Origin of the sequence: Alteromonas sp. RW2A1, from assembly GCF_001886475.1 — a bacterium.
GTDB lineage: Bacteria > Pseudomonadota > Gammaproteobacteria > Enterobacterales > Alteromonadaceae > Alteromonas > Alteromonas hispanica.
The window spans coordinates 544,864-568,400 of sequence record NZ_CP018031.1 but is presented as its reverse complement, the minus strand read 5'-3'; the positions used below and the strand labels follow the sequence as shown (position 1 = coordinate 568,400).

The following is a 23,537-nucleotide window of genomic DNA, read 5'->3' as shown; positions in this document are numbered from 1 at the left end:
GCCGGCTAAAATTAGTGCGCTGCGTACAGGGCCAAGCTATAACGCCAAACTATAGCACCAAGCTATAGCTATAGAAGACGTAGGTTAGTAAAGCAAGCTATAGACTTTACGACGATACTCAGATTTTAACGGATCGCCATCTGGAAGCGCGTTCATCATATCCATCATGAGTTGTCTTGCATTGCCAAAACTCAACTCTTTTTTCAATACCGTATATAGCAGCGCAAGAGCATCTTGTGATTTATTAGCCTGATGAAGCTGAACAGCTAAATCTACCTTTGCTTGTAAATCATCTGGATTAGCTTCAACCGTCGCCTGAAGCTGACGTATCTCCGGCGTATCAGCTGCCTGTTCTGCAAGCTCAACCTTTCCATTTAAGGTTTTAAAGCGAGAGTCCTGATCCACCAGCTTAATTTCGGACAGCAACTGCTTGGCAACATCGATAGAGCCGGTTTCTATAAAACAATCAATCAGCATGTACTTCGCATTCACGTTATCAGCGTTTAGATCAACAGCCTCTTTAGCCGCTGGTAATGCCGCTGCATAATCACCTTGTTGAATAGCTTTACCTGCTGTTGCAAGAAGCTCATCTTCTGGATTAGGTAAATACTTCTGCAACATTTCACGAATTTGTGGCTCGCCCTGCACGCCAGCAAAGCCATCTACAGGTTGACCGTTTTGAACCACCATAACGGTAGGTAAGTTACGAATACCAAACTGAGCGGCAACTTCTTGCTGCGCCTCGCAGTCTACCTTTGCGAGTATCATATGCTGACTGTATTCACCAGCAAGCTTTTCTAATATGGGTAGAAGGTCCTTACACGGCTCGCACCACGGGGCCCAAAAATCGATAAGCACCAGCTTCTCTTGTGATGCCTCAACTATAATTTGCTGAAAATTTTCTACTGTAATATCAACAATAGTTGCCTGTGTGTTAGCAATTATATTTTCCATCATGCGCGCCTTTTTCTTATCAAATTCATGACGAGGAATATGGGGTAGTTATTCTCAAAATACAAGGCTGTCTGCACTTTATAGCGTTAGCACTGCTCTTGCCTCTGTGAGCATTTGTCGTGCAAACGACATTGTTCACTATGGCAACATGTTAATTTAGTGTAAATTGAGATGCCGTTTTAACTTAATCACGATAGAGCGTAACACCATGAGCAATGAAATACCCACCGAGCAGCGTTTTAAATCGTTTGATGAATTTTATCCGTTTTATCTTGCGGAACATAGAGATGCAACGTGCAGAACCCTCCACTTTATTGGTTCTTGGTTGGTGCTTGCCATTATTGCGATAGCCGTATTTACTAATGCATTTATTTATCTTTGGTTAATTCCGCTTGTAGGCTATGGATTTGCTTGGGTGGGACATTTTTTCTTTGAGAAAAACAAACCCGCAACCTTCCAATATCCCCTTTACAGTTTTATAGGCGACTGGGTGATGTTTAAAGACATTTTAGTAGGAAAGATAAGCCTTAAAAACTGATGTGCTGCGTTGTTTATCACATCTCAATGTAACTTTGCCGCACACAGATGACACGAGTGAAAACAACAGGCTATGTTATGTTTAGAAGATAACGATACTTTGCTCAATGACGTATTTTGGCAAATTGGTGTGGTGTAACTGCCTCACTAATACGATATTTACGCCTTAAAATGCAGTAATAACAAAAAAGGATAATCTATGTCTGCTCACCCTTCTGAGGCTCGCAAACGTTCAACAGCAGCATGCGCTGTAATGACCGCCTTATGCGTTAGCATAATGCCCACATTCGCAGCCGATAACCCATCTGTTGATGGCGCCGATGCGAGTCATAACACATTAACCTACAATGACACTTTTAATTTAGAGTTTGTCTCAAACCCGCAATTTATCAACGATAATACGGTTATCTACAGCCGCCAAAGTTTAGACATTATGACTGACGGCAGGCAAGCCAGATTATGGCAAGTGGACATAAAGTCAGGAAAACATCGGCCATTTATTGCTCAAGATGAAAGCGTTTCTCAAGCAACGCTTTCCCCTAATGGCAATATTCTTGCGTACACGAAAGCTGTCGATGGCAGAACACAGCTGCATTTGTATTATCTCGATACTCAGCAGTCTGTTCGCCTTACTAATACCGACGAGGCCCCCGGGAATTTAACGTGGTCGCCTGACGGTGAAACGCTGGCCTTTAGCCTGTTTACTGAAGAGAAAAACACGCCAATATTCACCGCAATGCCACCAAAGCCTGAAGGGGCTAAGTGGGCTGAACAAGCAACGTACATTGATACTACGCAATACCGCGGCGATGGCAGAGGCTACCTGCGTGAAGGATATCATCAAATATACGTGCTGCCTGTTGAAGGTGGTACGCCACGACAATTAACTACAGGTAAATTCCCCAGTGGCGGCTCACTGTCGTTCTCAAAAGAGGGCGATTGGATTTATTTCGCAACACCTAATCGAGAAGATTACGCGTTGCATCCACTTTTTAGCGATATCTATAGAGTTAAGGTAACCACAGGTGAAACTGAGCAAGTGACCAGTATGGAAGGACCTGAAGGCTCTCCTTCCTTAAGCCCAGACGGAAAGTATCTCGCCTTTAGTCATGTCAATGATCGCAAGTTGTCATATCAAAATAGCGACTTAATGATTATGGAACTTAAAAGTGGCGATATCACGCGACTGACTGAGTCTTTGGATCGCGCTGTTGGAGACTTCAAATGGCGAAAAGATAGTCGCGGCCTTATTTTTTCTTATCTCGACGAAGGCCACAACAAGTTAGCTGCGGTAAATCTTAAAGGTGATGTTAATCCGCTAGATGTGTCTATGGGTGGTCAGTCTCTTGGCAGACCTTACACCTCAGGCGCATTTGCAGTTAGTGATGAAGGGACCATTGTTTACACAAGCGCCGCAAGGAGTATGCCTGGCGACCTTACCTTATATCGCAAACGCGGTGATGATAAGGCATTGACCAATCTTAATGAGGACGCGCTTGGTCACAAAGATCTCGCTGAAGTGATTGATTTAACCGTGGTTTCGAGTGTTGATGAAAGAGAAATTGACGCCTGGGTTGCACTACCTCCTGGCTTTGATAAGACCAAAAAGTACCCACTAATCTTAGAGATCCACGGCGGCCCTCATGCGGCTTATGGCCCGCATTTCGCCATGGAAATTCAATTGATGGCTGCTCAGGGGTACGTGGTGGTATGGTCTAATCCACGTGGAAGCAGCTCTTATGGCGAAGACTTTGGCAATTTAATACATCACAACTACCCTTCTGAAGACTACAACGACCTTATGGATGTGGTAGATGCCGTTATTGATAAGGGTTACGTAGACACAGACAACCTATTTATTACTGGCGGTTCAGGCGGCGGTGTGCTTACCGCTTGGTCTATTGGTAAAACAGATCGTTTCGCCGCTGCAGTGGTTGCAAAGCCAGTAATTAACTGGATGAGCTTTGCTTTAACCGCCGACGCATACCCGTTCTTTAGCCAATATTGGATGGCTGATATGCCCTGGAATATTGCAGATAAATTGTGGAAGCGCAGCCCTCTTTCCTTGGTGGGCAATGTGACTACGCCTACTATGTTGTTAACCGGAGAATCGGATTATCGCACACCCATCAGCGAGTCTGAACAATATTATCAAGCATTAAAACTTCAAGACGTCGATGCCGCCATGGTAAGAATACCCGGCGCATCTCATGGCATAGCCAGTCGGCCGTCTAGGCTAATACAAAAAGTCGGGAATATTCTTGCGTGGTTCGAGCGCTATAAAAGCGACGCACAGCACGAGGATAAATAGTAACGCGAGACGCGAATTTAACGCTTAAAGCTTAAACCGCCGTTTCATAAAAAGACAAAAGCCGAGATAACATTACGAGTTGTCTCGGCTTTTTTATTGCTTCAATAAGCTGGCGGAGTTAGCTACTCATTAGTTTCTTAGTTAGCTACTTAGTTACTTACTTAGTTAGTTTGAGTACTTTACCGTTCGGCGCATCGGTTAAAAGGTAAATTGCACCTTCACTATCAACATCAACGTCTCTAATACGCGCGCCATTCTCGCGCAAGTATTCGTGTTGCTTAGCAGGCTTTCCGTTTTCTATTTCCACTCTGCGAAAATGGGTGAATTTAAGCGAACCTACTAAAATGTCGCCTTGCCATTCTTTAAACATATCACCTGTGTAAAAAGTCAGCCCGCTTGGTGCGATAGAAGGGTCCCAATAAAGCCAAGGTTGCTCCATGCCCTCCATATGGGTTTTATCACTGATAATTTCACCGCTGTAGTCAATGCCGTAGGTGATTTCTGGCCAACCGTAATTGGCGGCTTTTTTGATAACATTGATTTCATCGCCACCTTTCGGCCCGTGCTCCATTGCCCAAACAGCACCGGTTTGCGGATGTACCGTTACCCCTTGAACATTTCGATGGCCATAACTAAATACTTCAGGAGCGTCGCCATCGATGAAGGGATTATCTTCAGGCACGCTTCCGTCACGATTTATGCGCACAATACTCCCAAAGTGATTGTTCGTATTTTGTGCCTCTTTCATGTATTTGTAGCGATCGCCAAGAGTAATGTAAAGCGACTTATCAGCATCGAACACAAGTCGACAGCCAAAGTGAAACCCATTATCTATAACAGGTGATGCACTAAAAATAACCTCAACGTTTTCAAGTTTATTATTAGCTAGCGTTGCTTTTGCCACACTACTGCTACTACCAGCTTGGCCATCGTCTGAGGGTTTGCTGTAGCAGAAGTACACAGTATTATTTTCGCTAAAGTCCGGATCAACAGTGATATCAAGCATTCCGCCCTGATTATTCGCAACCACCTCAGGCACATTTTCTAAACGTTCCGATAGCACGCCGTCTTTTGTCAAACGACGAATACCGCCAGCGCGTTCGGTCACTAACATGTCTCCGCTTGGTAGAAAAACCATTCCCCAAGGATGCTCAAGGCCCTCCGCGAGAGTGGTTACTGTTATAGCGTCTGTTGTTGGTGAGTCGTTGTGGCTATTGGCGTTTACGCTTTGGCTTACCGCTAAACTTATACTACATAGGCTTAGTAACCCAATTGCAGACTTTCTCATGTGTACCTCAATACTTGTTGGGGCTCGTTCACGAGCCATAAACCTAACTTCTCACGTCCACCAAGTTCGTCTCTATGGCAGGCGCTTTAAAAGTCAGGTTTTGAAAGTTTGTTGGAACAGAGTATACAAAAAAGGGTACAGCATAGCTGTACCCTTAGTTTTATTCGTCGCAGTTTATCTGGAAATACTCGCTTTTAACTAGTTTATGCATATTTCGCTACAAGCAAACCCGATGTATAGTCCCACTTAAAAGGGCTAACAAACTTCTACTAATCGCTTTATTTTGGAAGCGTTGCGCGAAGCATCCACGCTGTTTTTTCATGCACACGCATTCTGTCGCCAATGAGTGCAGCAGAAGACTCATCGTCGGCACCTTGGGCAAGCTTTAACGACTCTCGACAGGTTTTTACCACTTGCTCGTGACCGTGGGTTAGTAAACGCACCATTTCTGTAGCTTCAGGTACACCATCAACTTCCTCAATAGCGCTAAGCTCTGCAAACGCTTTATAGGTTCCTGGAGCAGCAACGCCTAATGTACGAATTCGCTCTGCAATTTCATCAACCGCTTCAGCAAGTTCGGTGTAGTGCTCTTCAAACATTAAATGCAATTCCCGAAACTGGGGTCCTTCTACGTTCCAATGAAAGTTATGCGTTTGAAGATATAGGGTATAAGAGTCGGCTAACAGCTTTTTAAGACCGTGTGCTACTTCGCTACGATCACTTTCTGAAATTCCAATGTCTATCTTGCTCATGTTTCGCTCCTTAACACTTTTGAAAAAGTCGTTAGCTATTTCGCTAACCGTATGAGTAAAGAATACGCTAAAGCTCAGTATAAATAACGCGTATTAATTTGATTGTGATCATCTAATTTATAGATGACCTAAAACCTTTTTCAATGATAATGTGTCATCGCTAATGGTGACCGTGATGCTGCATACCTTTATTCTCTTCTTTTACTGGTAACACCACATGCAGGTCTTCGAGAGAATCGAAGCTCAACGTAAGCTTCACTTCACTACCTGCTTGCAAACCGTTTTTAAGACCCATTAACATAATGTGATACCCACCAGGCGCGAAAGCTATATGCCCGTTTGCCGCCACACTGACTCCTTTGTCTACGTGGCGCATACGCATAACGTCGCCCTGCATCTCTGTAGTGTGAATTTGCGCCTCATCTGCTACTTCTTCATCGACACTTACGCTGACAAAGCGAACTTCATTTTCAGACATATTGTGAAGAGTAAAATACATTGCGGCAGTTTTCGCCATTGGAAATGTAGCTCGGGCATAGCCGTCTTTTAATACAATCTGAGCGTTGTCTTCAGCTGTTTCGTCATGGCTATTGCCACCGTGTGCAAAAGCTGTCACAGAGACGAACGACATCATGCAAATCAACAAGGTTGAGCGTTGTAGAAAACACAGCGAAAAAGAAATAGGGGACATTGAGATATTGCTCCGTTGAGGTTAACGGAACTAGTTTACGTAAGAATTACGTAATACAAAAGAAAAATGGTGCCGACTGCCGGAATCGAACTGGCGACCTACTGATTACAAGTCAGTTGCTCTACCAACTGAGCTAAGTCGGCACACTTTTCAAAACTGCTGCCTAAACAGCGGATGCGTATTCTAGCGATAAAAAGTTGACTGTCAACCTTTTAATCGCGTCGCTTCGGCAACTAATTTAGGAAAATATTCCAACGGCAGATATTGACCAAGTGCCATAAGCTTTTCACCAAGTTGCTGGTAGCTTTGTGTTGTCACATTAATGTGCCCCATCTTGCGCTTTTCTCGTACCGACTTGCCATACCAATGCAGATGACTGCCATCAATACTGAGCAATTCGCGAGAAAAGCTGCTGCATCCAATAATGTTGACCATGGCGCTAGGACCTAGTGGAGACGTGTCACCTAAAGGAAGCCCGCATACTGCTCTGAGGTGGTTTTCGAACTGGCTGGTGACGGCCCCTGATTGACTCCAGTGACCTGAGTTATGAACTCGAGGAGCTAATTCGTTTACTAGCAGGGTATTGTTAACCTGAAACAACTCAACGGCTAACACGCCTACATAATCCATACCCTCAGCCAGTTTGGTAAATATTGTATGAGCTTGCTCTTGAAGCTCAGTATCTACATTAGTAGCAGGAGCCACAGATACATGAAGTTGGCCTTGGTGGTGCAGATTCTCCGCTAGCGGATAGGTGCGAATATCTCCTTTCGCATTGCGTACCCCAATAAGCGAAAGCTCTCTGTCAAACTTCACCATTTTTTCAACCACTAAAGGCACCGCTTCTAAGTCTAAACCTTGCAGTGATTTTTTTAGGTCGGGGAACTCTGATTCATCGCTGAGGCGCCATTGACCGTAGCCATCATAGCCATCGCGACTTGCCTTTAAGATAAGCTTGTTGCCTAGTGCATCCACGCAAGCATCTAGCTGGTCTAAGTGTGTAACCACTTGATGTTCACAATTAGCTACGTCCATGGACTGCAGCAACTGCTTTTCACGCACTCTGTCAGCGCCAACTAAAATACTTTGAATGTTCGGCATCAGTTTATTTGTTTGTGCCGCTACTTCTAGTAAACGCTCGGGCACATGCTCGAACTCAACCGTTAACGCGTCGGCACCCTCTATGGCTTCATCAAGAGGAATATCTAACGGGGTTTTACTTACCGGATGAACTACTGTATCGCTGTTTACGTCTACAGCCTGAACATCAATACCTAAAGGGCTACCCGCTAGGTACATCATTTGTGCTAGTTGACCTGCACCGTAAACAACTACTCTCATTCATCTAACTCCAACGTATTACTTGACGCTAGCACTGTATCGGTCTGCGCTTGTCTAAATGCAATAATAGCATCGCGAACACTCTCATCTTGAAGTGCGACAACCTGAGCCGCTAGCAGCCCCGCATTAGCAGCGCCCGCTTCACCTATAGCAAGTGTACCTACAGCCACGCCTTTAGGCATTTGAACAATAGACAATAACGAATCTAAACCGCTTAAGGCTTTAGACTTTACTGGGCATCCGAACACGGGCAGATGCGTATGTGCCGCTATCATACCGGGTAAATGAGCAGCACCACCTGCACCTGCAATAATGGCACTAAAGCCTTCGTCTGCGGCACTTTCTGCGAACTCTACTAGTAGGTTGGGTGTTCTGTGGGCCGACACAACTTTGGCGTCAAACTCAACGTTGAAAGACTTCAGCATTTTTGCGGCCTGCTGCATGGTAGGCCAGTCTGAAGTAGAACCCATTACAATCGCGACTTTCGCCATCTAGTGATCCTCGGGTTAGGTAAAAGAGACATGATTTGAAAGCCCGCGATTGTAGCGCAACTTGCAATAAATTCCCACTTCAATTCCCTGGGGCATGTTGATCTTTGCTGTACATTTTTGCGGCTCACAGACGCTGCCCGAGGTCGACGTCATAAAAGCACCGTAGCAATAGAAAAAATCAACTTTTAGCTAGTTGGTTAGCCACTGTATTGTAGAGCATTCGCTTGCGTATAGGCTTACTTAAATAGGCATCCATTCCTGCGTTGAGGCACGCCTGTCTATCTTCTTCAAACGCGTTAGCCGTTAGCGCGATAATGCGAACTTCATCCTTATTTTTGCCCTGTTTTCGAATAAGAGATGTGGCGGTTAACCCATCCATCACCGGCATTTGGCAATCCATAATAATCACATCAAATGCATATTTTTTTGCCGCTTCAAGAGCGTCCAGTCCATTTCTGGTTCTAATACAGCGAACGTTTGCACCTTTCAGCATATCCATGACTATTTCAGCATTGATATCATTGTCTTCAGCTAGCAGCACATGAATATTTTCCGGCAGCGTAGCAATCTCTGCCATGGTTTTAACCGCACTACTTTCTCCCTCTTTACAAGGTATGAAGAATGTAAAAGTAGAGCCTTCATTAAGCGCACTCTCTACTTGTATTTCTCCGCCCATAAGCTCGACAAGCCCTTTGCTGATTGCCAAGCCAAGCCCGGTTCCGCCGTAATAGCGTGTTGTAGAAGCGTCGGCCTGTTCAAACTTTTCAAAAATGGTATTCAGTTTGTCTTCTGAAATGCCGATTCCCGTATCGCTTATAGCAATAATTAGGTGGTTATCACGATATTCGGCACCAATGGTAATAGTCCCCTCATCGGTAAATTTTATGGCATTGCTGAGTAAATTATTAACTACTTGGCTCACCTTGCCAGCATCGGTAATCAACGCACTTGGCACCGAAGAGTCAATATTAACATCCACTGCAATATCTTTTATATCGGCAGAATACAGATACAACTCACGGGCAGAGTGAAGTAGCTCATGTATCTGTGTGTCTCGATTATCGATCCCCATTTTTCCCGATTCTATTTTTGACCAGTCGAGGATACTGTCGAGAATAAGCAAGAGGTTAGTCGCTGAGCGAGAAATCGTTTTTGCTCTTGATGCGATATGCTCGGGCAGATTGTGTTCAAACATAAGTTCACAAGAGCCAATAATACCGTTCATTGGCGTTCGTATTTCGTGACTCATATTGGCCAGAAATTGCGTTTTCGCCGTGTTCGCCGCTTCCGCCGATTTAAGCGCGCTTTCTAAATGATGTGTTTTTTCCTCAATTCGCGCTTCAAGAGACTGATTCAGTTCGCCAAGTTCAACATTGAGCTGCTGTTCTTTTGCTCTGGTCTTATCTAAATCGTCGAAGGCTTTTAATAACCTTTGCTCTAACTTTACAAACTCGGCATTAACCGAGGTAAGCTCTTGAATATGGAGCGCTTGATGAGGAATTTTGCTTTCCCTGTTAGTAGAGGGATCAAAATTAGCAATGTAGCGAATAAGTTGCCTTAACGGCATACTTATCATTCTGGCAACCAAAAAGCCGGTTATTGTTCCAAGAAGAGATAGCAACAGCAGCAATAAAAGATCTTTAAGCAGATAGCTGCTCATAGAGCTAAGAAGGTACTCTTGCTTGAAGTAATAATTTACGGTCCAGTTGGCTTGAGCTATATCCCCTTTGTAGCGCAACCAGGTTTTGCCCTCTGGCCCATCCTGAATCTCATTACCACATTGTGGTTCGCACGGATAAGTTGGTGCCTTACTGAGCGGTCGTAAATTTAGTGTCTCTGAAGCATAGACAACCTCACCTTTTTGATCTTCTATGAGCAAAGAGAAACCGTTTAAACTGAGTTCATCGAAAATTGAAAAACTTTTCAACGAAAGTGAGCCTTCAATGATACCTATTGGCTTACCATCTTCAGATTTGATAGGCGCAGACATGGCAACAATCTGGTCGTTGCCGAAACCTCTTCCCTGGAAAACATTCGATAGATAAGGCTTCCCACTTTGCATGGCTTTGAAAAAGTAAGGTCTATAAGCAACGTTTGGTAAAACACCAGCTCTGACGTTTTCAATTAGATTAGGTGGGTAAGTATGGGTAATGTTGCCACTGCCATCGGTAACCAGAAATGTAAGAAAATTTGGGTAAAGTGATGCTGCTATTGATAATTGCTTCGTCGCCCGAGCATCGAGCTGCTCGGCCAGTTTATCACCCGACAAAGTTTGTGCTGTAGATGATATAACCCGCTGATGCTGACTAATAAAGTCTGATAACTGTTGCTGTAGTACGGCAACACGTTGCGCCATATACCCTTTGATTTGTCGCTCTTGTTGCTGCTGAAACAGGCTTACCGATAGGTAAATAACGGCCATAGAAGCCACAAAGAAACAGCCCGCAAAAAAATAGCTCAACAAAAAATTTAGCTTAACCTTTTCAGGTTCATAAGATAGCTTTCGCCGTAACCCGTGAGTGGTGAGATAAGCAAAGTGTCCTGACACAAGCCCTAAAACGCCGCTTATCCAAGTCACTAAAACACCCGATAAAAGCAAATTGAGATTTTCAGTATCGTATAAAGCGTGTTCTAAAAATAATATTGGCACAAAAACAATGGACCAAAATCCACCGCCGATTTTAATTATCTGTCTCAACGACTTTTGATACCCAAAGAAGCTTAAAACAATGGGTAAAAGTGTAAGGCTTTCTTTTCCGACGACACTTCCGTTGCTGAACCAAATAGGCGCACTAATGACCAATGCCATGGGAATAGAAAGCAGGGGCGGGAAGCGCAGCGCTGCATAAACAGCAGCACCGCAGCCAAATACAGCAATACCAGCACTATCAAAAGGTGCAGGTATTGAATTAAGACCTGCACCTAATAAGCAAACAAGAAAAACGTTTAGCGCTAAAGACCAACTCAAATGAAAATCAGGTTTTCGCAAGAAACGTCTCCATCGTCATATTAATGCTGTTCCATATAGTCGAGAGTAAAGTTCGTTAATAGCTTAACGCCTAGTTTCATTCCAGAGTCATCAACATAAAACTCTGGAGTGTGGTGAGCAGGGCTATCTTTCTCTGATACATCAAGTGGCTTTCCACCAACCCAAACATAAAGTCCAGGCACTTTTTCTTGAAAGAAAGAGAAATCTTCTGCACCGGTTACTGGGTTAGACAACAAGGTGTTCTCTGCTCCAGCAGTTCGCTGCATGGTAGGTAGCATCGCTTGCGTTAACTCAGGGTCGTTAAACGTTATTGGATAAGAATAATCAAGGGGCAAAGTAAGCTCAGCCTTCGCTCCCATACTTTCTGCAATACCTTTCACTTTGCGAGGCAGCGCTTCATAGATATGCTCACGTGCCGCTTTGTTGAGGGTTCTGATGGTACCCACTAATTCGACTTCGTTAGGAATAATATTTGACCTATTGCCGCCATGAATAGAGCCCACCGAAACAACGGCAGCATCATCTATTAACTTTATTTCACGGCTAACAATGGTTTGAATTGACATGATCATTTGCGCCGCAGTGACTACAGGGTCAACACTTTTCCACGGATAAGCACCGTGAGCTTGTTTACCGTGAATCACTATTTTAAACGGATCTACCGCTGCCATAGTGCCGCCTGGCTTGTAGCGCACTTTGCCTACGTCGGTATTGGCATTGATGTGAAGCCCAAAAATCACATCTACATCGGGATTTTGAAGTACGCCTTCCTTAACCATAACCTCTGCTCCACCGGTTTCTCCGGCAGGCGCCCCCTCTTCTGCAGGCTGGAATATAAATTTAACTTTACCCTTAAGTTGGCCTTTAATGTCGGTAAGGATTTTGGCGGCCCCCATCAACATGGCCATATGAGTGTCGTGTCCACAGGCATGCATCACAGGAACTTCATTGCCGTTGTATTCACCCATTTGCTCAGACCGATATGGCAAGTCGTTTTGCTCTTTAACAGGCAAGCCGTCCATGTCTGCTCGAAGTGCAACCACAGGACCTGGTTTTCCTGAATCAAGAATGGCTACTACCCCAGTTTTTGCAATGCCCGTTTGTACTTCAAGGCCAAGGGACGTCAAATAAGATTCGATATATTCGGCAGTTTTAAATTCTCGGTTTGATAGCTCAGGATATTGGTGGAAGTGATGGCGCCATTTAATGACATCGGGTTCAACATTGGTAGCAAGGGTATCTACATCGACAGAGGCTGCGCTAGCAGAGACTGCGATGGCCGTGCTAAACGTAAAAAGACTCGCTAAGGTTAACGCAACTAAATTTTTCCTAAACATGATGATTTTCCTTTGTTGTTTTCATCAGAATAAAGCATCTGATTACAGAACACATCACTAACCTTATTGCTGATAATCAAAATAACGCATAGTGAAAAAGAAAAGTATTGTACGGAAGTCTAATGCCTTAGTTAGCGCCGCCAGTTAGAGAAGGTATAAGGGGGCTTAGAAACAAAAAAGCGCCTGGTATCAGGCGCTTTTTTAAAACAATAGCTATTTATTAGCTTTTTTGTCTTCGCATTGCATCGAAAAACTCATTGTTAGTCTTCGTCATAGAGAGCTTACTGATTAAGAACTCCATGGCATCAATTTCTGACATCTCGTGAACGATTTTACGAAGGATCCACATTTTTTGAAGTTCATCTTGCTTCGTAAGAAGTTCTTCACGACGAGTACCAGAACGATTAAAGTCGATAGCTGGGAATACACGTTTTTCCGCAATTTTGCGGTTAAGGTGAAGTTCCATGTTACCAGTACCTTTAAACTCTTCGTAGATAACTTCATCCATTTTAGAGCCGGTATCGATAAGCGCTGTAGCGATAATAGTTAAACTACCACCTTCTTCAACGTTACGGGCAGCACCAAAGAAACGCTTTGGCTTGTGCAACGCATTGGCATCTACACCACCGGTGAGTACTTTACCTGATGATGGAATAACCGTGTTATAGGCACGAGCAAGACGAGTAATTGAGTCGAGAAGGATGACCACATCTTTCTTGTGCTCTACCAACCGCTTCGCTTTTTCAATTACCATCTCTGCAACTTGAACGTGGCGACTTGCTGGTTCATCGAACGTCGATGCGACTACCTCACCTTGTACAAGACGATGCATTTCTGTTACTTCTTCTGGACGCTCATCGATAAGCAATACCATTAGCTCACACTCAGGGTGGTTGGCAGCAATAGATTGAGCGATATTTTGAAGTAGAAGAGTTTTACCTGCTTTAGGCGGTGCTACAATAAGACCGCGCTGACCGCGACCAATAGGCGATGCTAAATCAAGTACTCGCGCTGTAATATCTTCTGTTGAGCCATTACCACGTTCCATGCGCAAACGGTCTGCTGCATGCAAAGGAGTAAGGTTTTCGAACAAGATTTTGTTTCGTGAGTTTTCAGGCTTGTCGAAGTTTACTTCGCGTATTTTTAACAGCGCAAAGTAACGTTCACTGTCTTTTGGTGGACGAATTTTTCCTGCAATGGTGTCACCAGTTCGCAGATTGAAGCGACGTATCTGGCTTGGCGATACATAAATATCATCCGGACCTGCAAGATAAGAAGAGTCAGCTGAACGTAAGAAGCCGAAACCGTCCTGTAAAATCTCTAAAACTCCATCTCCGAAGATATCTTCGCCGCTTTTCGCATGCGTCTTCAAAATGGAGAATATGATGTCTTGTTTTCTGGCGCGAGCCATATTTTCAAGGCCCATTTTTTCGGCCATGTTAACCAACTCGCTAATTGGTTTATTCTTTAATTCGGTTAAATTCATACTGGTGGGTCTTTGTGCTTGAACTTCGCTTACAGGACTTTTGGTCACTCTGTTCTCGTTTAGATTTGGTATCGCCCGGATTTGGACATGTGCAGAATGCTGCTCGGATGAGCGCTGAGAGAAAAGTTAGCACTATATTTAATCAACGTCCAGCGATTTGCTCACTAAATGTTAATTAAATTGGGCTTACTATCCTAAAGTGTAATGCAACAGGGCGTGATCAAAAAACCGATGTAGAGGTTAGCTACACCGGCTTTTCTTGTTCAATTACAGGTTTTCGTTAAGAAACTCTGTAAGTTGAGTTTTTGATAACGCACCTACTTTCGTAGCAGCAACATTACCATTTTTGAAAAGTAACAGTGTTGGAATGCCGCGAATACCGTATTTCGGCGGAGTTTCGTTATTTTCATCGACATTCAACTTGCCAACTGTTAACTTGCCATCAAACTCGGTCGCAACTTCTTCTAAGATAGGCGCGATCATTTTACAGGGGCCACACCATTCGGCCCAAAAGTCAACTAGTACAGGACTGTCAGCATTGATAACATCTGCTTCGAATTTATCGTCAGATAACTGGATAATTTTGTCGCTCATTCTTTTCTCCGTTTGTGGTCTGTTGCTGAGTATACTCAGCTTTACCATAAGTGTTATATAGAAACTGTTTTTTAATGCAAGCACTGATAAGCTATAAGCTATGCCTACTCATTTAACTGAAACTCATTTTTCCGACCTGCCGATCAACAGCAAAGTCGTTGACGCCTTGACGGCAGAGAATTTTTCGCATTGTACACCAATTCAGGCACTTGCACTGCCTCCGTTATTAGAAGGTCTCGATATTGCGGGCCAAGCTCAAACGGGCACGGGAAAAACCATTGCGTTTCTGGTCGCTACATTCCATTACCTGCTAAGCAAAGCAGAAAACTCAAGTAACAGCAAATCAGACGGTCCGCGCGCCATTATTATGGCTCCGACACGTGAACTGGCTGTGCAAATATTTAACGATGCCAAGTTGCTCAGTGAGCATACTGGAATATCGCTTGGGTTGATTTATGGGGGCGAAGGTTACCAAAGTCAACGCGAAACCCTAGAAGAAGGGGTGGATATTATTATTGGCACGACAGGGCGCATTCTGGATTACTACAAACAGGACGTCTTTACGCTAGATAATATCCAGGTAGCCGTACTTGATGAGGCCGATCGTATGTTCGATTTGGGTTTCATTAAAGATATTCGCTTCTTATTCCGCCGCATGCCACCGGCAGGTGAGCGCCTAAGCATGCTGTTCTCTGCCACGCTAAGTTACCGCGTACAGGAATTAGCATACGAGCACATGAACAACCCAACTCATGTTCAAGTAGCGCCCGAACAAACCACGGCAACCCGTGTTAGCCAAGAACTGTTCTATCCATCTGACGAAGATAAGATGCTGCTTCTTCTCACATTGTTAGAAGAAGAATGGCCGGAAAAAGCCATTGTGTTTGCCAATACCAAGCACAGCTGTGAAAAGGTAACTGATTGGCTTACCGCTGATGGACACCGTGTTGGCTTATTAAGCGGCGACGTGCCTCAAAAGAAACGCCTGGGTATTCTAGAAGATTTTACCAAAGGCGCACTGGATATACTTGTTGCCACCGACGTAGCTGCGCGCGGATTACACATCGATGCGGTAACGCACGTGTTTAACTATGATTTACCTGATGACGCCGAAGATTACGTGCACCGCATTGGTCGCACCGGCCGTGCAGGAAGAAGCGGTATTGCTATTAGCTTTGCTTGTGAGAAGTATGCGCTTAACTTACCCGCGATTGAAAAATACATCAACGCCACCATTCCGGTAACAGACTACGATAGAACCGCACTATTGGAAGATATTAAGCCACCAAGACCGCGAAAGAAAAGAGTGCCCAATAATCGAAACTCTTCACGTAGAGGAAATAGCCGAGGGCGTGGTAAACCTCAGCAAAGACATACAAACAAGTAAGATATAAGAAACATTATACGAGATACTATGCAGGCAGAACTCCAGCACGATGCCCAAACCTACGGTGAATATTATGCCGCCGTAGATTTAGGCTCAAACAGTTTTCACATGGTCATTGTCCATGTTGTTAATGGTAGCGTTCAAATTATTGGTAAAATAAAGCAAAAGGTGCGATTAGCAGCAGGGCTTGACGATAATTTTTTGCTTGATGAAACAAGTATGGAACGAGGCTGGCAATGCCTGCAAGTGTTCTCCGAAAGGCTGCAAGATATTCCCCCTTCAAACATCAAGATAGTGGCAACCGCAACGCTGCGTCTTGCAACCAACGCACATGTTTTTGTGCGCAAAGCTGAAGAGATCCTTAACCACAAGCTCAATATAATTAGCGGCGAAGAAGAAGCCAGGCAGATATATTTAGGCGTCGCCTACACCTCCGCTAATCAAGGCAACAGTTTGGTTATTGATATCGGTGGCGCTAGCACTGAAATCATTATCGGTAATGATATGCAGCCTATCCATCTTAAAAGTTTGGACATGGGTTGCGTTACCTTTATGGAGCGCTACTTTCAAGGTGGTGTTATTAACACCGAAAATTTTGATCAAGCAAAGAAAGCGGCTCATTCACTCATAAATGAAGTGTCTAACGCGTTTCTTTGTTTTGATTGGGAAAACTGTTTAGGTGCGTCTGGCACACCACAAGCCATTACTGAAATACTGGTTGCACAGGGGATAAGTGACGCAATAAGGCTAGACTACCTTTACCACCTGCAACAGCAATGTGTTGAATGTGGCTCTTTAGGCCAACTTGAAATAGAGGGTTTAGAAGAAAGCAGAAAAGCGATATTCCCTTCCGGACTTGCTATTTTAATAAGTCTTTTTGAGGCGTTACATATCAAGCATATGAACATTTCTGGAGGCGCGTTACGAGAAGGTTTGATTTACGGCATGTTAGACAATGTCACTGACAATGATCGTAGACAACAAACACTTAATCAGACCAAGCAGCGCTATCATATAGATACAGCCCACGCGGTTTCTGTGAGGCAAGTTGCCCTGTCGCTTTGCTATCAGCTGTGCAGACAACAAAATATCTGTCATTTAGATACCGAAACCATCTTAGGCGCGGCAGCTGAGCTGCACGAGATTGGGCTTCATATAGAATACAAACGTCATCATGAACACGGCGCTTATATTCTTAGCTTTATCGACTTACCAGGGTTTACACGCCTACAGCGAACGGCTATTCGAGAACTAGTATCCCAGCACAGGCTAGCCATATCTGAGGATGTATTCGATAACTATCATCATGATTACCGCCCCATGCTAAAGGGGTTGCTTCGTGTCTTACGTATTGCTGTAGTGCTTTGCTTGCGCAGGCAAAACAAGCATATTCCTGATGTAAAACTTGTTTGTGATGACAGTAAATGGACGCTCACTTTTCCTGAGGGCTGGCTAAAATCTCACCCCTTGATAAACGCTGAATTAGCTAATGAGTGCTGGCTTCAACACAAAGCCGGCTGTGAGCTTGTTTGCATTTAGCTTATTTGCATAAATATCTTAAGCAAAGCCGCATTTATACAGGCTCAACACAAAGAGCCGCCAAATGTACAAAATACATTTGGCGGCGCTTTTGCTCGCTCTTTTAAAAAATAAAGGCTGTTACTTATTTATTCAGTAACTTTTATTCAGCAGTTCTGCGGCTTTCGGAGCGAAGTAAGTAAGAATGCCGTCGGCGCCCGCACGCTTAAATGCGAGTAGAGATTCTAAAACTACCTCATCCTCTTTTAGCCATCCATTTGCAAATGCAGCCTGATGCATAGCGTACTCACCACTCACCTGATAAGCGAAAGTGGGCACGTTGAACTCATCTTTACAGCGGCGAACAATGTCTAAGTACGGCATTCCCGGCTTCACCATTACCATGTCTGCCCCTTCTTCAATATCAAGTGCTATCTCGTGAAGGGCTTCATTAGAGTTTGCTGGGTCCATCTGATAGGTTTTCTTATTTCCACCTTTAATGTTAGCAGCCGAGCCCACCGCGTCTCGAAATGGGCCATAGTAAGACGATGCATATTTTGCAGAGTAAGCCATGATGCAGGTGTTCACATACCCTTTGCTTTCTAGCGCTTCACGAATGCGACCTATACGTCCGTCCATCATGTCAGAGGGTGCAACAATATCAGCCCCCGCTTCGGCATGAGATAGCGCCTGTTTTACTAACACTTCGACTGTTTCGTCGTTAACGACATAGCCGTCGGCGTCAATAAGTCCATCTTGCCCATGGGAGGTGAAGGGATCGAGAGCAACATCTGACATCAACATGACCTCAGGGTACTTTTCTTTTATGGCACTCAGGGCAGTTTGCGTAAGCCCTTCTGGGTTAAACGCTTCTTTAGCACAGTCGGTTTTTAGTGCCATTGGCGTAACAGGAAAAAGCGCAAACGTTCTTATTCCCAAGGCCACCCAATTTTCCATCTCTAACAGCAAGAGATCGAGAGACAGCCGTTCTACATTTGGCATTGACGGAACAGCCTCTCGGGCATTTTCACCTGGCAACACAAATACTGGGTAGATTAAATCATCAACAGAAAGCGCGTGCTCTGCAACGAGACTGCGCAATGCGTCTTTAGCTCTTAGCCTGCGCATACGCTTATTTGGAAAAGAAGTGGTCATAGTTGGTCCTGCAAATGTTGAGATATTACTTTGTTTCGCCCGGTTTGTTTTGCTTTGAACAGCAAGCTATCGGCGAACTTAAATAGAGTTTGGGCTTGCTCTTCGTCTTGAATAACAGCAGTTGATACGCCTGCACTGGCAGTAAGTTTAATTTCACTACCCTCATAGTTAAATGGCTTGTCTGCTAATACTCTGACTATGGTTTCTGCTAAATGTGTAGCACCTGCCAAGTCAGTGTTGGGCAGAATAAAGGCGAACTCTTCTCCACCAATTCGGCATAAGTCGTCACTGGGGCGGTGAATGTGTTGTTGAAACAGCGAAGTCGTGTGTTTTAAACACAAATCGCCCGCGTCGTGCCCATACGTATCATTAATCTTTTTAAAATGGTCAATATCGAGAATGATCAGCGAAAGCGGGATTTCTTCTCTTCTACTTCGTCTGCCTTGGGCACGGAGGCTTTTATCAAAGTGGCGGCGATTGTGCACACCTGTAAGAGGGTCGATAGCGTTAAGCCGCTCTAGCTCCTGATTCACTTCAGAAAGCTCTCTTAATGTCACCTCTAGCTCTAAAGTGCGCTCTTCAACTTTGTATTCTAAGTCTTCTTGATGACGCTGCTGCATGGTCAGCAGGTGCTCTTTGGCTGTATTCGCCTGTTTTTCCTGCTCTAAAGCAAACTGTTTTGCATCAATAAGAGAATCTCGGCTGTGACTAAAATTAATGGCCAAAATGAGCGCTAAAATAAGGGTTTCAACTGCCCCGCCTATAATTAGTAAAGTATTTGACGTTAAGGGGAAATTTACTAAATTAACGTTATCAAAGCTTGCCGCTAACGCACTAACTAAGAGAAAACCCCACGCGATGGTAAAGTATCGTGCAACTCTTTCACCCTTTATTGCCAGCCAGGCTCCAAGCGCTAGGGTGTAAGTAACGATAAAACTTAATGCAATCAAGAATGCTTTAATCATAAATGAGTAAGGCAAGATAACACCGCCAACAAGAGTGATACCGCAAGTCCAACCAATACCAATCATTATTCTATCGCACAACAGGCTGTACTTTTTAATCGGCAGTAAGCTGCGAGTAAACATGCTGGCAAACATGATTGTTGCACTGGCAAAAATAACCGCGGCCTTACCCTGAAACCAAGGGCTATTGCTCCATATATAGGTGAAACCATATCCCTGAAGCGTAGCTATGGTAAGCGCTAAACAAAAAACATATCCTGAATAGAGAAGAAATGAGCGGCTTCCTGTTGTGACAGTCAGAAAGATATTGCTGATCCCCATAGCGATAAGAATTCCGAAAAACACACCCAGCGCGGCATTTCGGTTAGCAGTAAACTGAATGAACTCCCTTTCTTTCCAAATCCGCACGGGCAATCGAATGGTGCCCGTTGTTTTTACTTTAATAAAAACTCGCTGAGAGAACTGACTAGAAGGTAGGGGAAACAAGGGCTTAACATGTTGTAGCGGGCGTACGCTGGTAGGTTGAGTGTCTCCGGCAGAATAAAGCACAACAGGAGTTGCCCCAATACTCTCAAAAACCCCCACGTCGAGAATATCGAGCAGTGCATAGTCGATATGCAGTAAATACTGACTCTCTGGGCTTTGGGTAGGGTCTACGACCAGAGAAAACCATACGGTTTTATCGCTCATGCCTAAGTTGATAGGCGAAGATATCGCAGTCCAGCGGCTCTTCGGCACCTGCTCAACGTTATCGAAGTCTATCTCGTCATTAGTAGTCGTTAAGTACTTTAGCTGAGAATAGTGCGGCGGCAACGAAGTACTAGGGGAGATATTCACAAACAGCCACACAAAAATGGTAACCGCTAAACAGGTGGTAAGCAGCAACCAAGCATCGTGATTACGCAGTAAATACAGCTTTTTTCTCATATCTCAGTCAATACTAAATAAGGTTAGCGTATTAACAAAACTGCTTTTACTAAGCTGTTGGGCCGGAACACCAAGCATATCGCTTACCTGCTCTACAATGTGGGGTAAAAAAGCAGGCTCATTGTTTCTTTTTCTTGGTCTCAGTGTTTTTGGGAAAAGGTAAGGCGCATCGGTCTCGAAAATGAGTTTATCGTGAGGAATACACGCAATAGCATTTCTTAACGACTCACCGCGTTTTTCGTCGCAAACCCACCCTGTAATTCCAATATACAACCCTAAGGCTAAGTAGTCTTTTGCTTCCTCTACACCTCCGGTGAAGCAGTGCGCGATACCATTGGGCAGTTGGGGAATATATCTTCTTAGCAGCGCTATTTGAGGTTCAAAGGCATCACGCTCGTGCAAGTACACGGGCTTTTGCAGCTTGACAGCAATCTTTAGCTGCTCTTCAAACACCGATAGCTGAGTTTCTTGCGCAGAAAAATTGCGATTAAAATCTAAACCACACTCCCCTATTGCGACACAGCCCTTTTGTTGAGCAAGTTGCTCGAGTTGCATCAACCCGTGTGCATTTACGTCTTTTGCATTGTGCGGATGGACACCAATGGTGTAACAACAGATATCGGGGTATTTTAGATATAACTGGTATGCATCATCCCACTCGCTTGGATGGGTGGTAATGATGCATAACCTTGCAACGCCAGCGTCATTCGCTCGCTGAATTACTTCGTCAGCACTAAATCGCCCGTCTAGCAGATTTACGCCGGCGTCGAACAGTTTCATCTACTTTACGCGCTTCACTTTTAAACGCTTATTAAGCCCTTCCACGCTTAAGAAGAACGCGCCGAAAAGACCTTTTTCAATACTTACCGTTTGACCTTTTTCAAGCTTTAAATAGGTATTGTCGACTTGCTGCCACACCGCGCCATCACTGAAGGTAACAACGGTTTTTCCTCGAGCTCCCTCTGATAGGTCGGCAATAGTAAGGACAACCTCAGATACTTCATCGGCTGGCGTGCGCTTTCTATCTAAACCAAAAGAGGCTGCAGGATCGCGCTCTTCAGTAACAGCAGGAGCCGGCGCCGCAGCAACACGAGGACGAGAAGCGGGCACGTTGGCAGTCGAAGGTTTAGGCTTTGCTCTGGGTAGCGCTGGCATTTCGCTCATTTGCATATCTGCATCGTCATACTGGCTCAAAGACTTCGCCATGCGGTCATAACACATTAGGCGCTTTAAGCTGTTTTCTGTAGCACGACACTTTTCAATTGCCTTACCAACACTTTCAGCCTGCGCTGGCAACGCATTTAAAGCCGCCAAAACTGCAATAAAAGGGATTATTCGAGTTTTCATTTTTTTATTCCTTTTTAATAAATTATTTAAGCGTCGTCAGAAGCGTTTGTTGTGTCGTCGCTCGCTTTATTTTCTTCACGCTTTCCCTTACCCGCATACAAACCACCTATCACTACGCCTACTTCAAATAGCAGCCACATAGGGATGGCAAGTAAGGTTTGCGAAATGATATCGGGCGGAGTTAGCAGCATACCAACAACAAAAGCGCCTACTACTACGAAAGGTCGCTTTGCCCGCAACGATTTAGCGTCGGTTATGCCCGTCCAGCACATAAGGATAATGGCAATAGGAATTTCAAACGATACTCCGAACGCAAAAAACAACTTTAATACAAAATTTAGGTAGCTGGAAATATCAGTACTTACTGTTACTCCTTCAGGGGCAACACTGGTGAAAAACGCGAAAGCGATTGGAAATACCACAAAATACGCGAACGCCATACCAGCGTAAAACAAAAGAGTACTAGAAAGCAGCAAGGGAGCGACTAACCGTTTTTCATTACGATAAAGCCCTGGAGCCACAAAACCCCAAACTTGATAAAGTACGTAAGGTATGGCGATGAAAAAGGACAGCACCAACGTAAGCTTAAACGGAGCAAAGAAGGGAGAGGCAACATCGGTAGCAATCATAGTCGCGTTTTCTGGCATAGCATCTAACAGCGGCATAGCCAGCAGTTGATACAAATCTTGCGCGAACGCGGCCAGACACAAGAACACAACAAGCACGCTCAGTAACGCCTTTAGAATTCTGCTGCGTAATTCAATTAAATGAGATAGTAAGTTGTTTGCGTCAGACATTTACTGCTTTTTATAAGGTTCTTGAACCGATTCAGCCGCTTTTTTCAACTCATCCACACTTTTTTCAAGTTCTGGTGAGAGTTCTTTAAGTCCCTGCTGTTCCGCTTTCTTAAGATTTTCATGCAACTCGTGCACGCGCAACTGATGCTCAACTTCTTGCTTAAAGCCAGTTGCCATATTGCGCACGCCACGAACGGTATTGATGGTTGAACGTATGGCTCCCGGCAATCTCTCTGGCCCCAACACTAAAAGAGCCAAAACGCCTATAACCAAAAGCTCCCAAAAACCAATATCAAACATTAGGACTTATCTTTCACATCACTTTCTGTTTTTGTCGCTACTGAGTCAGAAGTACGCTGTTCTTCTACCTGCTTTTTTTGGTCGAAGTCTGCGTCTTTATCGTCTTCAGTGATTTCTTTTTTAAAGCCTTTTATAGCACTACCTAAATCGGTGCCAATGCCTTTTAAACGCTTTGTGCCAAAAAGTAACACTACTATCACTAGTATTATCAGCAGCTGCCAAATACTAATACCACCCATAAAATTTATCTCCCAAACTTCAATGTGCCCAGTATGCCACTGCAAGACGCTCCTTTCACCTGAATATTTATCTTATCGAATAATCATTGACCTTTTACTTCATGCGTTTCATTCTTCTTACTACAAGGTAA

21 protein-coding genes and 1 tRNA gene are annotated in these 23,537 nt (G+C 44.3%); 4 read left to right on the top strand and 18 right to left on the bottom strand.

The genetic code is table 11. The features are described from left to right. Positions 1 to 84 precede the first annotated feature (84 nt). A complete protein-coding gene (trxA, locus tag BM528_RS02545) occupies positions 85 to 954 on the bottom strand; it encodes a thioredoxin (protein WP_071978524.1) in 870 nt (289 codons plus the stop codon). A 208-nt stretch (positions 955 to 1,162) separates the two neighbouring features. On the opposite strand from trxA (BM528_RS02545), the gene BM528_RS02540 reads away from it, so the two are divergent. Together BM528_RS02540 and BM528_RS02535 are read left to right on the top strand one after the other, a co-directional pair. Then, a complete protein-coding gene (locus BM528_RS02540) occupies positions 1,163 to 1,492 on the top strand; it encodes a DUF962 domain-containing protein (protein ID WP_071978523.1) in 330 nt (109 codons plus the stop codon). A gap of 276 nt (positions 1,493 to 1,768) precedes the next feature. Continuing rightward, positions 1,769 to 3,802, top strand: coding sequence for a S9 family peptidase (locus BM528_RS02535; protein ID WP_232230627.1), 2,034 nt, complete (start codon positions 1,769 to 1,771; stop codon positions 3,800 to 3,802). 157 nt (positions 3,803 to 3,959) lie between these two features. Here the strand turns inward: BM528_RS02535 and BM528_RS02530 are convergent, their stop codons facing one another. The 10 genes from BM528_RS02530 to trxA (BM528_RS02485) form a co-directional block, all read right to left on the bottom strand. After that, on the bottom strand, positions 3,960 to 5,090 hold the full coding sequence (locus BM528_RS02530; protein ID WP_071981117.1) for a PQQ-dependent sugar dehydrogenase: 1,131 nt from the start codon (positions 5,088 to 5,090) through the stop codon (positions 3,960 to 3,962). Between the two features lie 278 nt (positions 5,091 to 5,368). Next, on the bottom strand, positions 5,369 to 5,842 hold the full coding sequence (locus BM528_RS02525) for a Dps family protein (RefSeq protein ID WP_071978522.1): 474 nt from the start codon (positions 5,840 to 5,842) through the stop codon (positions 5,369 to 5,371). 160 nt (positions 5,843 to 6,002) lie between these two features. Further along, a complete protein-coding gene (locus BM528_RS02520; RefSeq protein WP_083595176.1) occupies positions 6,003 to 6,533 on the bottom strand; it encodes a copper chaperone PCu(A)C in 531 nt (176 codons plus the stop codon). 67 nt (positions 6,534 to 6,600) lie between these two features. Next, positions 6,601 to 6,676, bottom strand: a tRNA-Thr gene (locus BM528_RS02515). Positions 6,677 to 6,737: 61 nt separating this feature from the next. Next, positions 6,738 to 7,874: a 5-(carboxyamino)imidazole ribonucleotide synthase gene (locus tag BM528_RS02510; protein ID WP_071978521.1), complete on the bottom strand. Its 1,137-nt coding sequence runs from the start codon at positions 7,872 to 7,874 to the stop codon at positions 6,738 to 6,740. Beyond that, positions 7,871 to 8,365, bottom strand: a complete 495-nt coding sequence (purE, locus tag BM528_RS02505; RefSeq protein WP_071978520.1) for a 5-(carboxyamino)imidazole ribonucleotide mutase — start codon at positions 8,363 to 8,365, stop codon at positions 7,871 to 7,873. Before purE ends, BM528_RS02510 begins: the two co-directional genes overlap by 4 nt. 178 nt (positions 8,366 to 8,543) lie before the next feature. Continuing rightward, positions 8,544 to 11,354, bottom strand: coding sequence for a hybrid sensor histidine kinase/response regulator (locus BM528_RS02500; protein ID WP_071978519.1), 2,811 nt, complete (start codon positions 11,352 to 11,354; stop codon positions 8,544 to 8,546). 20 nt (positions 11,355 to 11,374) lie between these two features. Then, the gene (locus tag BM528_RS02495) at positions 11,375 to 12,691 is read right to left on the bottom strand and encodes an amidohydrolase (RefSeq protein ID WP_071978518.1); all 1,317 of its coding nucleotides are present in this window, start codon (positions 12,689 to 12,691) and stop codon (positions 11,375 to 11,377) included. Positions 12,692 to 12,911: 220 nt separating this feature from the next. Beyond that, positions 12,912 to 14,177: a transcription termination factor Rho gene (rho, locus tag BM528_RS02490; protein WP_083595354.1), complete on the bottom strand. Its 1,266-nt coding sequence runs from the start codon at positions 14,175 to 14,177 to the stop codon at positions 12,912 to 12,914. Positions 14,178 to 14,444: 267 nt separating this feature from the next. Then, a complete protein-coding gene (gene trxA, locus BM528_RS02485) occupies positions 14,445 to 14,771 on the bottom strand; it encodes a thioredoxin TrxA (protein ID WP_032095435.1) in 327 nt (108 codons plus the stop codon). 100 nt (positions 14,772 to 14,871) lie between these two features. Between trxA (BM528_RS02485) and rhlB the strand changes: the two genes are divergently transcribed. Then, positions 14,872 to 16,158 carry an ATP-dependent RNA helicase RhlB gene (rhlB, locus tag BM528_RS02480; RefSeq protein ID WP_071978516.1) on the top strand — a complete coding sequence of 429 codons (1,287 nt, stop codon included), beginning with the start codon at positions 14,872 to 14,874 and terminating at the stop codon, positions 16,156 to 16,158. 27 nt (positions 16,159 to 16,185) lie between these two features. After that, positions 16,186 to 17,697 carry a Ppx/GppA phosphatase family protein gene (locus BM528_RS02475; RefSeq protein ID WP_071978515.1) on the top strand — a complete coding sequence of 504 codons (1,512 nt, stop codon included), beginning with the start codon at positions 16,186 to 16,188 and terminating at the stop codon, positions 17,695 to 17,697. A 132-nt stretch (positions 17,698 to 17,829) separates the two neighbouring features. Here BM528_RS02475 and hemB read toward each other — a convergent pair whose 3' ends face one another. Genes hemB through tatA form a run of 7 tightly spaced genes read right to left on the bottom strand, consistent with a single transcriptional unit; the run spans position 17,830 to position 23,406 of the window. After that, the gene (gene hemB / locus BM528_RS02470) at positions 17,830 to 18,831 is read right to left on the bottom strand and encodes a porphobilinogen synthase (RefSeq protein ID WP_071978514.1); all 1,002 of its coding nucleotides are present in this window, start codon (positions 18,829 to 18,831) and stop codon (positions 17,830 to 17,832) included. After that, positions 18,828 to 20,723: a sensor domain-containing diguanylate cyclase gene (locus BM528_RS02465; RefSeq protein ID WP_071978513.1), complete on the bottom strand. Its 1,896-nt coding sequence runs from the start codon at positions 20,721 to 20,723 to the stop codon at positions 18,828 to 18,830. Before BM528_RS02465 ends, hemB begins: the two co-directional genes overlap by 4 nt. A 3-nt stretch (positions 20,724 to 20,726) precedes the next feature. Continuing rightward, positions 20,727 to 21,503, bottom strand: coding sequence for a TatD family hydrolase (locus BM528_RS02460; RefSeq protein WP_071978512.1), 777 nt, complete (start codon positions 21,501 to 21,503; stop codon positions 20,727 to 20,729). Continuing rightward, positions 21,504 to 22,070: a hypothetical protein gene (locus BM528_RS02455; protein ID WP_071978511.1), complete on the bottom strand. Its 567-nt coding sequence runs from the start codon at positions 22,068 to 22,070 to the stop codon at positions 21,504 to 21,506. Between the two features lie 26 nt (positions 22,071 to 22,096). Next, the gene (gene tatC / locus BM528_RS02450) at positions 22,097 to 22,867 is read right to left on the bottom strand and encodes a twin-arginine translocase subunit TatC (protein ID WP_071978510.1); all 771 of its coding nucleotides are present in this window, start codon (positions 22,865 to 22,867) and stop codon (positions 22,097 to 22,099) included. Beyond that, a complete protein-coding gene (gene tatB, locus BM528_RS02445) occupies positions 22,868 to 23,167 on the bottom strand; it encodes a Sec-independent protein translocase protein TatB (protein WP_071978509.1) in 300 nt (99 codons plus the stop codon). Further along, positions 23,167 to 23,406, bottom strand: a complete 240-nt coding sequence (tatA, locus tag BM528_RS02440; protein WP_071981115.1) for a Sec-independent protein translocase subunit TatA — start codon at positions 23,404 to 23,406, stop codon at positions 23,167 to 23,169. Before tatA ends, tatB begins: the two co-directional genes overlap by 1 nt. Positions 23,407 to 23,537 lie beyond the last annotated feature (131 nt).

What these genes read in the sequence shown, in the direction of transcription:
- trxA (WP_071978524.1), bottom strand. Translation starts at nt 954, where the DNA reads ATGGAAAATATAATTGCTAACACACAGGCAACTATTGTTGATATTACA.
- BM528_RS02540 (WP_071978523.1), top strand. Translation starts at nt 1,163, where the DNA reads ATGAGCAATGAAATACCCACCGAGCAGCGTTTTAAATCGTTTGATGAA.
- BM528_RS02535 (WP_232230627.1), top strand. Translation starts at nt 1,769, where the DNA reads ATGCCCACATTCGCAGCCGATAACCCATCTGTTGATGGCGCCGATGCG.
- BM528_RS02530 (WP_071981117.1), bottom strand. Translation starts at nt 5,090, where the DNA reads ATGAGAAAGTCTGCAATTGGGTTACTAAGCCTATGTAGTATAAGTTTA.
- BM528_RS02525 (WP_071978522.1), bottom strand. Translation starts at nt 5,842, where the DNA reads ATGAGCAAGATAGACATTGGAATTTCAGAAAGTGATCGTAGCGAAGTA.
- BM528_RS02520 (WP_083595176.1), bottom strand. Translation starts at nt 6,533, where the DNA reads ATGTCCCCTATTTCTTTTTCGCTGTGTTTTCTACAACGCTCAACCTTG.
- BM528_RS02510 (WP_071978521.1), bottom strand. Translation starts at nt 7,874, where the DNA reads ATGAGAGTAGTTGTTTACGGTGCAGGTCAACTAGCACAAATGATGTAC.
- purE (WP_071978520.1), bottom strand. Translation starts at nt 8,365, where the DNA reads ATGGCGAAAGTCGCGATTGTAATGGGTTCTACTTCAGACTGGCCTACC.
- BM528_RS02495 (WP_071978518.1), bottom strand. Translation starts at nt 12,691, where the DNA reads ATGTTTAGGAAAAATTTAGTTGCGTTAACCTTAGCGAGTCTTTTTACG.
- rho (WP_083595354.1), bottom strand. Translation starts at nt 14,177, where the DNA reads ATGAATTTAACCGAATTAAAGAATAAACCAATTAGCGAGTTGGTTAAC.
- trxA (WP_032095435.1), bottom strand. Translation starts at nt 14,771, where the DNA reads ATGAGCGACAAAATTATCCAGTTATCTGACGATAAATTCGAAGCAGAT.
- rhlB (WP_071978516.1), top strand. Translation starts at nt 14,872, where the DNA reads ATGCCTACTCATTTAACTGAAACTCATTTTTCCGACCTGCCGATCAAC.
- BM528_RS02475 (WP_071978515.1), top strand. Translation starts at nt 16,186, where the DNA reads ATGCAGGCAGAACTCCAGCACGATGCCCAAACCTACGGTGAATATTAT.
- hemB (WP_071978514.1), bottom strand. Translation starts at nt 18,831, where the DNA reads ATGACCACTTCTTTTCCAAATAAGCGTATGCGCAGGCTAAGAGCTAAA.
- BM528_RS02465 (WP_071978513.1), bottom strand. Translation starts at nt 20,723, where the DNA reads ATGAGAAAAAAGCTGTATTTACTGCGTAATCACGATGCTTGGTTGCTG.
- BM528_RS02460 (WP_071978512.1), bottom strand. Translation starts at nt 21,503, where the DNA reads ATGAAACTGTTCGACGCCGGCGTAAATCTGCTAGACGGGCGATTTAGT.
- BM528_RS02455 (WP_071978511.1), bottom strand. Translation starts at nt 22,070, where the DNA reads ATGAAAACTCGAATAATCCCTTTTATTGCAGTTTTGGCGGCTTTAAAT.
- tatC (WP_071978510.1), bottom strand. Translation starts at nt 22,867, where the DNA reads ATGTCTGACGCAAACAACTTACTATCTCATTTAATTGAATTACGCAGC.
- tatB (WP_071978509.1), bottom strand. Translation starts at nt 23,167, where the DNA reads ATGTTTGATATTGGTTTTTGGGAGCTTTTGGTTATAGGCGTTTTGGCT.
- tatA (WP_071981115.1), bottom strand. Translation starts at nt 23,406, where the DNA reads ATGGGTGGTATTAGTATTTGGCAGCTGCTGATAATACTAGTGATAGTA.